Here is a 14,657-nt window from a genome sequence, read left to right as displayed (position 1 = left end):
TAAAAGGCTGTCGATGACAGCCTTTCTTATTTCATACATTTTTTAGTGCTTCCAAAATCCTTTGGGGTGTCATTGCCATTTCGAACAAGCGCGCACCGGTTAAATCATAAATGGCGTTGTTAATCACAGCTCCCATGCACACAATGGCAGGCTCGCCTCCACCCTGCGGCGGTGCATTGCGATCCAGAATCTTGGTTTCAATTTCCGGAATCCACGAAAAACGCGGGATTTCGTAGGTATCAAAATTGGAAGTTTTTACTTGGCCCCCTTCAAATTCAACGACTTCTTTGAGTGCATAACCCAATCCCATGTTTATGCAACCTTCCATTTGAATGGTCGCTCCCTGTGGGTTTACACAAAAACCCATTTCCTGGGCACACCAAACTTTCAGCACTTTTACCTCACCTGTTTTGGTATCCACATCTACTTTGGCAATGTGAGCAACGTAAGTACCGGCATCCGAACCAATCGCTACTCCATAACCACGCTTGCTGGGTGATTTCGCTGGTTTCCAGTCGGCCATTTTTGCCACCTCTGTCAACACATCGATTGCCCGTTGGTCTGTCAGATTTTTTAGTCGGAACTCCACCGGATCGATCCCGGCTTTGGCCGCCATGATGTCAATCTGAACTTCGCGCGCAAAAGTATTGGTGCTGTTTCCGGGTCCACGCCAGGCTCCGGTAGGAAACGGATGAATACCCGGTGCCCGCCAGCCGCGTCCGTAAACGGTTCGTTTTTGGTGCGGGACATTGTACATAGTTTCCGCACCGCGGTCTCCGGCATAATAAACATGGTAGTCCCAAAACACGATTTTCCCTTTATCATCCACCCCCGAGTCGATTTTAACAATCGCTGCCGGCCGGAATTCATCAAAGAAAAATTCTTCCTGACGGTTCCAGTCGACCATCACAGGCTTTCCGGTTATTTTTGCCAGCCGCGCTGCCTCAACCGCCTGTTGGTGCGCCGATTTTCCGCCAAAACCACCTCCCAGATACGGAGGTTTTACCCGCACATTTTCTTCCTCAAAACCCAAAACACGGGCAATGTTGCTTTTTGCCGAAAAAGGTGTTTGCGTTCCTGCCCAAACCGTCATTTTTCCGTCTTCAAGAAAAGCCATTGCCGTATGCGGTTCCATTGGCAAATGCGCCACATACCCATCGTAAAATTCGTTTTCAAATATATCTTCAGATGATTTTTTCCCGGTTTCCAGATCCCCTTCGTTGATATTTGTATTGCCTTCGGGTGCGTTTTCACTCAAATAAGCAAAGACATTTTCGTTGCTGACCGGCTTTTCATCGCCTGCAAATTCGGCTTTAAACAAACGCCGTGCTTTGTCGGCCATTTCCGGATCTTCGTGCAAGGCTGCCACCAAATCGTCGTCCTTTACAATTTGAATGCCCTCCACTTTTTCAGCTTCCGAAGTATCAACGGAAACCAGCTTCGACGCATGCGACGGTGGACGAAGGATACGCGCATAAACCATTCCCGGGAGGCGAATATCTCCGGAATATTTGGCTTTTCCCGTTACCTTTTCAACGCTATCGACCCGAAACTTGGGCTGCCCCATGATCCGGAACTCCGAATAATCTTTTACCTCGGGTTTCTCCGACAAAAAACGTTCGATCTTTTTTCCTTCTGTTAACTGAGCATAAGTAACCTTCTTCTTTTTATCGTTTTTATTGAATACCACGCCTTCTTTCACGTCCAAATCCTCAAGGGGAACGCCAAGCACTTCCGATGCCAGAATCAGAAGAACCATTCTGGCCTCAGCCGCTGCAGCACGCAAATATGGGCCGAAAGCGCGGGTGGACAAAGAGCCGAAAGTTCCCATATCCCACGGACACAGATCGGTATCGCCCATTACCATTTGTACCTTTTCAAAAGCCACATCCAACTCATCGGCCAGCATCTGTGCCAAACCGGTTACCACGCCCTGCCCCATTTCAATCTTTCCGGTGAAACAGGTAACCGTTCCGTCTTCATGGATCTGAAGAAAGGCATTTAAATCGTTGGGAAGACGGTTTTGATCTGCTTCGGCAGCCATAATTTCCATCGCACTTCCTGCCCGGAAGAAAATATAAATGCCGCCTCCCATTAAACGGAAAAAATCGCGGCGTTTGATTCCCGGAAAGGAACTGTGACTTTTCAAATAGTCTTTATAATCGTTGAACTCATCCATCTTTTCTGATTTTAAATTCGGGTATTACTTTTTGTTGCGCATCCCGGCAGCCGCCGTTTCAATAGCCTCAATTATGCGATTGTGAGCACCACATCGACAAAGATTGTTTTCCATTCCCCAGATGATATCCTCATGGGTTGGATTTGGATTGTCGTTGATCAGACCGACAGCATTCATGATCATTCCGGGGGTGCAATACCCGCACTGAAGCGCATCGTTGTCGACAAAGGCCTGCTGCACCGGATGTAGTTTATCGCCATCAGCCAGTCCTTCAATCGTGACAACACTTTTCCCGGCCACTTCACCCAGACTGGTGATACAGGACCGGACTGCCGAACCGTCGATCAAAACCGTGCATGCACCGCAATAACCTTCTCCACATCCGTACTTGGTGCCCGTGAGGTTGAAATGCGTACGCAACACCCACAGTAAGGTTTTGGAGGCATCGAGTTCAACAGCAATGTTTTTACCGTTCAACCTGAATTCAATCGTTTCCGCCATAGTATGTATCTTTTAGTTTTTGGTAATCTTCCTGCGTGTCCAAATCTTCAACGATCTCTGAAGTATCGACTTCCAGCTCTTTCACATCATTCGGATATCGTTGCAGCAATTCGCGCAATCCCGGATTTCCTTTTAGCCCGAACATTTCTTCCCGAAATTGCAGATCAAATAAAACCGGGTGTCCCCTCTTCTCCTCCCAAACCGGGAGAATGATTTTCGCCCCTTCCTTTTGGTAAATTTCAATGATCCTGTTGATTACCGAAGTTTGAATCATCGGTTGATCTCCCAGCATTACCAACACAGCATCCACCGCTGAAGGGATCGTCTTTATTCCGCAAAGCACCGACGAAAGCATTCCATCCTGATAACTTTCATTTACTACGATCTTAACGCCGGAGGGTTTTAAAAGCGACTCAATTTCTGAACGATGACTGCCGGTAACCACCAACACCTGATCAGTATCTGAAGCCAAAGCCTTTTCTACAGTTGCCTCAACAACTGTTTTCCCGTTCCAGGGCATCAGTAATTTTTGCTGCTTCATGCGCGTTGATTCTCCCGCTGCCAAAATCAGGCACCAAACTTTCTTTTTTGAGGATTGATTTGTCTCTTGGGAATCGTCTGCTGAATTTTGGTAAGTGCTTGTCATTCTTCAAATTTAAGAAGAAAACAGATTGCTCAGTTACAAGAAGAATGGTTTTACAACAGACTCAACAGATCACCTTGTCCGGAAAATTTTACATCGAGGGTTTATTTCAATAATCGCATGATACACGAGCGCTCTACCAGAACAATGCACCCAAAAGAATACCAATGGGTTCTGATTAATTTTAAACGAATTATAGTGTATTCAAGCCTTTTGTGTTGGATGAAACTGAACAGTTATCGCCCGACTAATCCATAAATGACATAACAAAAATAGATCTTACAATGAAGGTTGAGCATATTTCTCAATTTGTCAAATTTTACTTTAATTTGTATGCTATCTAAACTGAGAATTAAACCAATTGCCGGAACTAAAGCCAAATAAAACGAACGACCTCTTAGAGCAAATACAAAAGGGATCTCCATTTGCGTTTCAGGTTTTATTTGATAATTATAGTCGGAAGATCTATCATTTTTCGATGGGTTATCTAAAAAACAAACAAGAGGCTGAAGATATTGTACAGGAGGTGTTTTTGAAAATCTGGAAATCGAGAGAAGAGCTGCTTGCCGGTACATCCTTCGAATCTTTTCTTTTCACCATTACCCGAAATGCCATATTAAATACCATCCGTAAAGAAAAATACCAGCAGGTTTACATGAATTATGTCAAACTCCATTTGGAGAAAAATGTATTGCTGGATGAGGAGTTGGATTTTAATGAATTGGAAAGGGCCTATAAAAAATCGATTGACAAACTCCCCCCCAGACGTAAAGAAATATTCATATTAAGCCGTTACAGAAATTTTTCAAATGTTGAGATTGCGAAAAAAATGGATGTTTCGGTAAAAACGGTGGAAAATCAAATGACCTCAGCCTTGGCTGATATCAGACAGAATTTGTTAAAGCTTGGTTTCTCAGGAATTATCTTTTTCGAAATTTTCTTATAAAATTTTAATTCTACAATAGGGGTTGATTCGTCTTCGTGTGTATACCTATACATTACGCAGAATTACATAATGAAATCAATCGATAAAACTAACATAAAAGAGCTGCTCGCTAAATTGCTGACAGACACTTTAAGTGAAAGCGAACAAGAGCAGCTACGAAATCACATAGGCTCTTCTTACAAGGATAAACAACTCAATGAATTGATGTCAGAACACTGGCAAAACCTCGATACTTCAGGTTTATCAGCAGAACCATCTCTCGAACATCTGAAACTAAAGTTATGGACTCTGATGCAACAAGAAGAGACGCTAAAAAAGCAAGCGGAACGATCCCGTACAATCAGCTGGAAAACAACCATTACCAGAATCGCTGCCATTTTATTTATCCCTTTGCTGGTTTACACCGGGTTCATGCTTGCCCAAGACAATATTCAAAACAAGCAGGCCGAAATGATCATGCAAAAGGTTGAAGCAAATCCCGGATCAAGGGTTCATTTTACTTTGCCCGACAAAACCGAAGTGTGGCTGAATTCAGGAAGTAGCCTCGAATATCCGATAGCTATGACCCAACAAAAACAACGAAATGTAAAACTCACAGGACAAGGGTATTTTAAAGTTTCGCACAGTCCAAGACATGCTTTTCTGGTAGAGGTAAATCAAATGAAAGTAAAAGTATTGGGTACTTCGTTTGATGTATCCAATTACACTAACGACGGTCAAATCATTACCACCCTCGAAGAAGGTTGTATCGCACTGCTTGATTCACAAGAAAGAGTAGTCACGAAATTGGCTCCCGGGCAACAGGCTGTACTTGATAAGACATCCAGAAAATTATATGTTGAAAATGTTAAAACAGAACTATCAACTTCGTGGAAAGACGGGCGCCTGATTTTCAGAGATGCGCCGTTGAAGGAAGTAGTTAAGTTGTTAGGGCGCTGGTATAATTGTAACATTGAAGTGGACGATTCGCTGATTGGTTCGGACATAAAATACACAGCAACCATCCAGGATGAAACATTGGGCGAAGTATTGCAAATGATTGAACTTTCTACCGCTGCAAAAACCAGCATAAAAAACAGGGAGGTACGCATATGGGCTAAATAAAAAACAAAGGACAGTGGTGACGCACTATCCTTTGCTAGAACTAATCATAATTAAATAATTAATCCAGTAGAAAATCAAAAGTATGAAAAAAAAATGGTTCCTAAAGGACCACAGTTATTTATTTAGCTGTGTCAAAAAAATCGTTAAAATTATGCGCTTGAGTATTTTTCTTATTGTTTTGACAAGCCTTCAATCTTTGGCTTTAGACAATTTTGCACAAGGCAGTAAATTAAACATTAAGGTTGAAAACACAACCCTGTCAGAAGTGCTGCAACTTATTGAAAAAGAAAGTGAATACTTTTTGTTTTACAACAACAAAGTATTGGATCTCAACGAAATTGTAACACTTGATATTAAAAACAAATCAGTAGTAGAGGTATTAGACATATTGTTTAAAGACAAAGGTGTGACCTACACCTTTAACAATAAACAGATAATACTCTCGAAAAAGGAAGGCAAAGGAGATTCGGTTCAGCAAAAATCAGTTTCCGGTACTGTAACAGACAAAAACGGACAGCCTCTTCCGGGAGTTACAATTGTTTTGAAAGGAACGACCAACGGCACGACCTCAAATAGTGACGGAGAATTCTCTTTGTCTCGTATTCCTGAAAACGGGACACTGGTGTTTTCGTTTATTGGATTGGAAACACTCGAAGTTTCGGTAGACGGACAAAGTGTAGTGGATGTGGTAATGCAGGAAACTTCTGTTGGTGTTGACGAAGTAGTAGTTACTGCCCTTGGTATTAAGAAATTAAAAAAGCGAGTTGGCTACTCGGTACAGGAAGTAAAGGGCGAATCGCTGCAAAAAGCCAAAGCTCCCACGGTTATTGAAAGTCTTACCGGGAAAATTGCGGGAGTAATTGTTGCAAATACCAGCGAATTTTTTGGCGATCCTCAGGTGTATCTTCGTGGCAAGCAACCGCTGATTGTAATTGACGGTGTTCCGGTAAGTGCCGATGGATGGAACTTTAACTCCGATGATATCGAAAACATAAGTGTGTTGAAAGGGCCTGTATCTGCGGCACTCTATGGATCACGCGGGCTTAACGGAGCCATTCAGATTACCTTGAAAAAAGGTGTTCAGCAAGAAGAAAAAACGACTGTTAGCTTTAACAGTACCAATACTTTCCAAACTTCTTTTATTCGTATTCCAAGAGCACAAACCGAATTTGGCCCGGGATCGCGTGGTCAGTACGAGTATTACGATGGCCGTGGTGGTGGTATTAACGACAGTGACTACGATATTTGGGGACCACGTTTTGATGGCCGCTTACTGCCTCAGTGGGACAGCCCCATTAATCCGGAGACGGGTGAAAGAATCCCGACTCCATGGGTAACACGAAACACAAACAATCTCGACGATTTTCTTCAGACCGGTTTTACCGGAACCTACAATGTAACGGTAAAAAATACCGGGAAATATGGTTCGGTTATTTTATCGGATACCTACCGGAAAGTAAAAGGAATTGTACCGGGAAGCAAATTGGATATTAATACTCTAAGGATTGCCGGTGATTTGAATCTATCAAAGAAATTCAAGGTTGAAGCGTCATTGCAGTACAATACCCAGGAAACTCCCAACATCCCAAGAACTGAATACGGCCCCACCAGCCCGATTTATCTTATCTCTATCTGGGGTGGAGCGCACTGGGATATCAACGATATGAAAAATTACTGGGAAGAAGGAAAAGAAGGTATTGAACAGCGTTTTGCCGAAAAATGGAGATACAATAATCCCTGGTTTTGGGCTAAAGAGAGAAAAAGGAGTTATGATCGTTCTGATATAATTGCTTTTGCAAAACTGAATTACAAAATTAACGACAAGATGAATGTGTTTGTTCGCCATCACATTCACGATGATAACCTGATTCGTGAGAGCCGTGACCCATTTTCGTTCTACGATTATGGTATTCCTGACAGGGAAGGTCGATACGCTATTTATAACTATAAAACGGTTACAAAAAATACCGATTTCCTGTTTAACTATGCCGATAAATTTTTCAATGATCAGCTAGAGCTAAATACTTCACTGGGAGGAAATGTTTTAAACGATCATTACAGGAATTCTTCGGCAGGAACTTCCAATATGGTTGTGCCGGGACTTTATACTTTGTCGAATAGTGCAGAAAAAGTACTGCCGGGAAGTTACCTGTCAAAAAAGGCAGTAAACAGTTTGTATACTTATGTTGACCTGGGATTTAAAGACTTGTTTTTTGTAAATGCAACACTTCGCAGAGACCGTTCTTCTGCTTTAATCGAAGGAAACGATGCCTTCTTCTATCCTTCTGTTTCGGTAAGTGCCATCGTTGATAAAATGGTTGATTTGCCGGATTTAATCAGCTTTTTCAAGTTGAGGGGAGCTTATGCAAAAGTAGGTGGCGACCTGGGAGCTTATTCTGCAATTAATACCCTGGGAACTTCTAAAAGACGGAACATGCCAACTGCATGGATATCGGGCACGCTCATTGATCCCAATCTGCAACCACAGTTTAACTCATCGTTTGAGTACGGTGCCGATCTTCGTTTCTTTGATAATCGCTTAGGCGTCGACGTTACCTACTTTAACTTAATTAACGGACCGCAAATCTACGATCAATCCATTTCAAATGCGACAGGTTACGGCTATCATAAAACCAACGGACGAGAAGTCGAACGCTATGGTTGGGAAGTAGTTTTAACGGGAACTCCGGTTAAAACCCAGGATTTTTCGTGGGATATGACCCTTAACTGGGACATGTACCGGGAAACACTCAAAAGTTTGCCTGATAACCTGGACGGATCGCCTCGGTTGGCAGAAGGAAGGACGGAGATTGGCGACAGAACCGGAAGCTATTGGTATTACAATTGGCAAAAAACTCCCGATGGAGATCTGATTATTGGATCAAATGGTCTGCCGTTGCGTACCGAACACGTGCAAAAACAGGGATACTATGAGCCGGACTGGACCTTTGGCTTAACGAACAATTTAAGCTACAAGAATTTTGATTTGTCTTTCCTGATTGATGGCCGTGTTGGAGGCTTCCTGTTTGATAACCTGACCAGGGATCTGTGGCGTTCGGGATCACACCCCGATGCAATCGGTCAGAACCGCGAATTGGGTAACCAGGGAATTAAAACCATGTTGGTGCCGGGCAAAATAGTGGTTTCGGGCGAGGCAACCTACGATCCTGAAGGAAACATTATTGAGGACACAAGAGAGTATGCAGACAATACTCAACTGGTGTTTTACGAAGACTGGGCAAAACGTTACAAGGCAGATTGGCCCAGCGTAACACTGGAAAAAACGTTTGTTAAGCTTCGGGAAGTATCCTTAACCTACAACTTTACTGACGCAACCCTGCAGAAGCTTCCGTTTTCAAAAGCAAGTTTCTCGGTAGTGGCCCGCAATTTATTCTACTGGACAAAAGATGACACATATGCTGATCTCGATAGCTTTACTATTTCGGGAAGATCAGGCGTTAGAGATGAAGCAGGCTTGCAGCTGCCTTCAATGCGAACCATTGGTTTTAATATTGATTTGACCTTTTAACCTTTGAATAAAACTAGACGAAATGAAAAATAATAAAACACTGGCAGTGTTACTAACATTGCTAATATTTATCAGTAGCTGCGCCGATTTTGAAGAACTGCGCGTGAATCCTAATGAACCTACGAGCGTGGCTCCGTCCTTAATTTTCACCAACTTTTTACCCGAAGCAAGCGGTCCGTTTTCAGGCACTTACATGACCACTCAACATCACCATTCGGTGGGTGGCGATAGCGGACCGGTTCTTTATGTGAATTACAGGGGCTATTTTTATCACAAGGACATACAGAGCCTTGAGTTTATGGTGGAAGAAGCCGAAAAGATTGGAGCAAGAGGATATGCTCCATTGGCAAAATTTCTGAAAGTACACACCTATTTTGAGATGGTACGCCGAATGGGAGACATCCCGTTAAGTGAAGCTTTACATTTGGAAGAGGGAATTATCTATCCGGTTTATGATTCTCAAAAAACCATTTTTATACAGCTTTTGGAGTGGTTGGATGAAGCTAATTCTGAAATTGATCCCCTGGTGAAGGAAAGCCTTACCGTAGCCGGAGATTTTTATTACGGTGGCGACCTGAGCATGTGGCAACGAGTGATAAACTCTTACACGCTGCGCATTTTAATTGAATTAAGCAAAAAAGCAGACGATTCTGAGCTGAATATAAAAGGCAGATTTGCCAACATTGTAAACAATCCGGATAAATATCCGCTTTTCAGAGGGAACGAAGACGACATGAAATACGAACACTGGGACGAAGACGGTTTCCGCTTCGGGCTTAATCCTGACTCGCCAAGTGCCGTTGACCGTACCGTTGTAGGAGGGCTGTTTGTTGATTTATTAAAGGCAAATAAAGATCCCCGTTTGTTCATGGTTGCTGATCCAACACCGGCTGCCCTTGCTGCCGATCCAAATGCTGCTTCCGATTTCGATGCTTATGCCGGCCCCTATGTTTCAACAGCGTTGGGTGAGTTGCAAAGTGCTAAAAATGCCGGATTGTTTTCGAGAGTCAAAAACAGTCGCTACATCAATTATGTGGGTATTCCCAACGTGTTTCTAAGTTATGTAGAGCAGGAGTTTACCCTGGCTGAGGCAGCAAACCGTGGTTGGATCCCGAATGCAAAAATGCACTACGACAATGCCGTAACTGCATCGATGGAATTTAACGGAGTTGCCCCGGAAAATATCGCAGGCTTCCTGAACGGATTGGGAGCATACATTGGCGATAACATCGATGGTCTGGAACAGATTCTTACCCAAAAATACATCGGATTCTTCCAGAACTCAGGTTGGGAGGCCTTTTTTAATCAGCGCCGAACAGGTGTTCCGGAGTTTGCTGTTTCTTCTGAAAATACGCCGAGAGAAAAGATTCCGGTACGCTGGATGTATCCTACCGTAGAAAGAGATACCGATAATCCGCTAAACTACAGAGAAGCATTGGTTCGCCAGTTTGGCTCCGAAGTAGATGATGTAGACGCTGTATTATGGCATATGAAGTAATACGTTTGGCATTTTCACAATCAAAAAATGAATAAGATGAAAAAATCATATAGTTACATAAAAACACTACTTATGGCGGTTGTTCTTTTGGCGGCAACTGCCTGTGAGTACGATATATCCGATCCCAATATTGTCCCATACATCATTACAGAAGACAACAAGGCAATATTTACCCCCATTAACCCCGAAACAGGAAGTGCATATACTTCCGGAGAATTGGCCGAACTGGACTACAATCCGAAAGAGGAAAATACTTATTTGGAAGACCAGACCATAGGCTTTGATTTTGTACTGCGTCTCGAGCCGGTTAAACTCGAAATACTGGAGTCGAACCAAACTACTTTAATAAAGGAGTATACTGAATTTCAGAAAGACGGAGCTACTTATAAGCTGTTGATAAACACAACTCTGGCAGAATTAGGTATTGGAGAAGGCAAAAGCAAAAAGATGCTTTTCAAGTTTTATTACCAAAACCCAAACGGAGGTCCTTTTATCGAAGGAATGTTCTACACCGTGCGCTTTAAATCACCTCCACCAAAATTGCCTACCGGGTTTGAGTTAATTCGTAAACAGGGTGAAAACAAACATATCCTGGTAAATAACCCGGAGGTTGCACTTACTGTATTCGAGGCCAATCGTTACGGACACAGTTACGACGGGAATGCTGCAAACTATACAACGGTTGAAGGCGATCCAGACCTTAATTTCAGAGGCACAAGCGATTTCTCCGTTTCTTTCTGGGTACGTACCTCCTCTTCGGTCAGCGATCCGGCAATGATGGGCGACCAGGATTGGAACAGCTCAAACAATACCGGTTTTACAATTGCATTTACCGGCGATGCCTGGCGAGTGGCAATTTCGGATGGAAATGGCAACAAAGCAGATGCAAGTACCGATGGTATGCCATTTAATGACGGCGACTGGCATTTGCTGGCTGTTACTTTCGATCGCGATGGAAATATGTCCATGTACCAGGATGGAGTAGAAGTTGCCAGCGATGATATGTCAGCAGTAGGAAGTATTCTCAACGATTACTTTATTCACATTGGGCAGGACGGAACAGGAACTTATGGTGTCCCGTTTGTTGGCGACATTGCGGAAAGTAAGATTTACGATTATGTATTGACTCCGGCCGAGGTGGCTGAAATTTCCAAAGATCCTTCTACCGGTGCCACGGTTGAAATGGCAGCAGGTCTTAAGAAATTAATTCAGGTTGAAAAAACAGGCGACATTGCCATGGAAAATTTTGGCAATGGACTAAAAGGTTATCAGTTTAACGGAACAAATCAGTACGCAACTTTAGCCGACGATGATCTTGGTTTCAGGTACGAAGGAGATTTTTCAATTTCATTTTGGGTGAATACAACTTCTGCTGACAGTGATCCGGTTATGATTGGAGACCAGGATTGGGATAGTTCCGGCAATACAGGTTTATCCATTGCTTTTCGGGGGGATAACTGGCGTGTAGCTGTATCTGATGGTGGCGGAAACAAAGCGGATTGGAGTACTTCGGGCGATGGTATTCCGTTTAACGGCGGTAACTGGCATATGTTAACTGTTACCTTCGACCGTGATGGAAATATGACCATGTATCAGGATGCTGTTGCTGTAGGTGGCGCCGATATGTCGGCAGTTGGAAGCATTAACAGCGGAAATCCGTTAAGAATGGCGCAGGATGGTCCGGCCACATACGGACAATTTTTTGAGGGGAAAATGGCCAATGTTGTGATTTATGACTACGTCCTTACCCCGGAAAATATAACAGATTTGTTCAATAACTAATACTCGGAAGAACACAAATGAAAGGGGAACAGGCTTTTGGCTTGTCCTCTTTCATTCTTACAACTTCCGAAACATCTTAATTATGAATCCAATTAACAACATCGTTGTTGGGGCATTCCTGTTATTTTTTTTCACCATCTCAACCGGCAATGCCCAAGACATTACAATTCAACCTTATCTTCAGGATGTAACACCCAACTCGGTCAACCTATTATGGGAAACCAACCAAACCAACGAAAGTGTGGTTGAGTGGGGCACTTCCATCGAACTGGGAAATGTAAGTTACGGAACCTCCTTTTCATCCAACACTTCGAGATTGCACCAGGTTCAACTTGAAAACCTCGCCCACTATACCAGATATTACTACCGCGTAAAAACAGGAAATGCCATTTCCGATATTTTCGAGTTCAAAACACCTCCTCTGGCAGCCGACGAAAAGCCTTTTCGCATTGTTGCCATGAGTGATATGCAAAAGGATGGAGATCACCCCAACAAATTCAAAGAAATTGTGGAAGAAGGGGTTTTAAAATATTTTAAGACCAAGTATGGTGGTAAGATTACCGATAATTTGGCGTTGATCATGCTTCCGGGCGATTTGGTGAGCAATGGCGAAACTTTTAGTCAATGGAAAAACGATTTCTTTAATCCGGCAGAAAAGTTATACAGCCAGGTCCCGGTTTACCCGGTTCTGGGGAATCATGAAAATAACTCGGCCTATTACTTTAATTACTTTAAATTGCCTGAAAACGGAACCGAAAGCTACAAAGAACACTGGTGGTTTAAAGACTATGGGAATCTCCGGATTATTGGATTGAACTCTAACGGTCCATACAATGGGAATGTTCAACTGGCATGGTTACAACAAACACTGAACAATACTTTAACAGCCGATTCTATCGATTTTGTATTTGCACAAATGCATCATCCTTATAAATCGGAACTGTGGACACCCGGGGAATCCGATTTTACAGGGAAGGTAATTGAAAAGCTGGATGATTTTGCTGCACAAAGCGGGAAACCGGTTGTACACCTGTTTGGTCATACGCACGGGTATTCCAGGGGGCAGTCGAGAGATCAAAAACACCTTTGGGTTAATGTGGCTACCGCCAGTGGGGCCATCGATAACTGGGGCGAATTTCCCAACCGCGATTACGATGAGTTTTCGGTTTCGCAAGATGAATATGGTTTCGTTGTAATAGATGTAACCGATGGCAATGACCCGAAACTGGTTTTAAGACGGATTAGCCGCGGAGATCAGGATCAGGTGATAGAAAACCAGCAAACGGATGTTGTAACCATCCGAAAAAATGCCTCACTTGTAAACAGACCGGAAGGAATCAGTCCAGCCAATCAAAAATTAATACCGGAATGTGTTGTTTTAAAGGCTGATAATTTTTCTTCGGCCAATACAAATTCAGAGCATGCACAAAGCCACTGGCAGGTATCAACCAGTGCCACCGATTTTTCAAATCCTGTGGGCGACAGCTGGAAGACGTTTGAAAACTGGTACAACGAGGTTAATACTCAGGAAGGTGATGATTTAACCGATGAACCGATGGCCGGATTAAGTGAGAATACGAACTATTGGTGGAGAGTAAGATATCGCGACAAGGAATTAAACTGGAGTGAATGGTCGGAACCACTGGCTTTTTCAACCGGTGAATCCCAATCGCTTCCCAACCTCTTAAAAAATCCGGGAGCAGAAAACGGACTGGATAACTGGCAAACGATACAAGGAGTAGTAGAAGCTTTGGCTGAGGGAGAATGTGACGGCACTAGTCCGTACAATGGTCAAAAATATTTTATTGTAGGAGGTTTATGCAATTCAAGCGCCGTTGCAAAAGCATCGCAATATGTCGATGTCAGTTCTTACAGCGATTCGATAGCCACCGGAAATTTTAAGGTAAATTATGGCGGCTACTTGTCGAATTACAATGGAAGCGATCGTCCTGAATTGAAAATCCTTTTTTATGACTCGAATAACCAGAAGATCAGCGAAGGAAATACTTTGACTACCCTCAATAGCAACTGGACTCTTTTAAGCGCGACTACCCATATTCCGCAACATACCAAAACCATTAAATTTGAGCTGAAAGGGACACGAAATGCAGGGAATGATAACGACAGTTATTTTGATGACCTTTTTCTTACTTTAGGATCAGCTAAAGTAGATTGTAGTGTAGTTACTTCTGTTAATAACACAATTCGTCCGTATATTCCGGAGCTCAAAGTTGTGCCAAATCCAATGGTTTGCCAATCGTACATTCAGTTGCCCGACTCGGATTACTCCGGGCTAAAACTTAGCTTGGTTGACGTAAATGGGTGCAAGCTAAGTTGCCGCTACAGGGTTGAAGCAAATCGGATTATTATTGAACGAGATTCATTAGTCCCCGGATTTTATATGTTTATGGTTAGAGATAAGCAAACAATCGTGGGGAAAGGGAAAATTATAATTTCAGACTAGCCACCTAAAGA

Annotated in this window: 9 protein-coding genes; 6 read left to right on the top strand and 3 right to left on the bottom strand. The window is 43.0% G+C overall.

Annotation, left to right across the window (positions count from 1 at the left end):
- Positions 1–31: 31 nt before the first annotated feature.
- The 3 genes from D1614_RS00575 to mocA are packed head-to-tail and all read right to left on the bottom strand — an operon-like array spanning position 32 to position 3,326.
- A complete protein-coding gene (locus D1614_RS00575) occupies positions 32–2,179 on the bottom strand; it encodes a xanthine dehydrogenase family protein molybdopterin-binding subunit (RefSeq protein WP_119435938.1) in 2,148 nt (715 codons plus the stop codon).
- Positions 2,180–2,203: 24 nt separating this feature from the next.
- The gene (locus tag D1614_RS00570; RefSeq protein ID WP_119435937.1) at positions 2,204–2,680 is read right to left on the bottom strand and encodes a (2Fe-2S)-binding protein; all 477 of its coding nucleotides are present in this window, start codon (positions 2,678–2,680) and stop codon (positions 2,204–2,206) included.
- Positions 2,664–3,326 carry a molybdenum cofactor cytidylyltransferase gene (gene mocA, locus D1614_RS00565; protein WP_119435936.1) on the bottom strand — a complete coding sequence of 221 codons (663 nt, stop codon included), beginning with the start codon at positions 3,324–3,326 and terminating at the stop codon, positions 2,664–2,666. Before mocA ends, D1614_RS00570 begins: the two co-directional genes overlap by 17 nt.
- A gap of 358 nt (positions 3,327–3,684) precedes the next feature.
- On the opposite strand from mocA, the gene D1614_RS00560 reads away from it, so the two are divergent.
- The 6 genes from D1614_RS00560 (at position 3,685) to D1614_RS00535 (ending at position 14,646) form a co-directional block, all read left to right on the top strand.
- Positions 3,685–4,269 carry an RNA polymerase sigma-70 factor gene (locus tag D1614_RS00560; protein WP_119435935.1) on the top strand — a complete coding sequence of 195 codons (585 nt, stop codon included), beginning with the start codon at positions 3,685–3,687 and terminating at the stop codon, positions 4,267–4,269.
- A gap of 69 nt (positions 4,270–4,338) precedes the next feature.
- Positions 4,339–5,373, top strand: coding sequence for a FecR family protein (locus tag D1614_RS00555; RefSeq protein WP_119435934.1), 1,035 nt, complete (start codon positions 4,339–4,341; stop codon positions 5,371–5,373).
- Between the two features lie 157 nt (positions 5,374–5,530).
- Positions 5,531–8,902: a SusC/RagA family TonB-linked outer membrane protein gene (locus D1614_RS00550; protein WP_162304363.1), complete on the top strand. Its 3,372-nt coding sequence runs from the start codon at positions 5,531–5,533 to the stop codon at positions 8,900–8,902.
- Positions 8,903–8,924: 22 nt separating this feature from the next.
- Positions 8,925–10,400: a SusD/RagB family nutrient-binding outer membrane lipoprotein gene (locus D1614_RS00545; protein ID WP_119435932.1), complete on the top strand. Its 1,476-nt coding sequence runs from the start codon at positions 8,925–8,927 to the stop codon at positions 10,398–10,400.
- 36 nt (positions 10,401–10,436) lie between these two features.
- Positions 10,437–12,182 (top strand): LamG domain-containing protein, encoded by a 1,746-nt coding sequence (locus D1614_RS00540; RefSeq protein WP_162304362.1) that lies wholly within the window; start codon positions 10,437–10,439, stop codon positions 12,180–12,182.
- Between the two features lie 82 nt (positions 12,183–12,264).
- Entirely contained in the window at positions 12,265–14,646 is a 2,382-nt protein-coding gene (locus D1614_RS00535; protein ID WP_119435930.1) for a purple acid phosphatase family protein, read from the top strand.
- Positions 14,647–14,657 lie beyond the last annotated feature (11 nt).

The organism is Maribellus luteus (assembly GCF_003576475.1).
GTDB classification, from domain to species: domain Bacteria; phylum Bacteroidota; class Bacteroidia; order Bacteroidales; family Prolixibacteraceae; genus Draconibacterium; species Draconibacterium luteum.
This window is presented reverse-complemented; position numbering and strand designations above follow the sequence as displayed.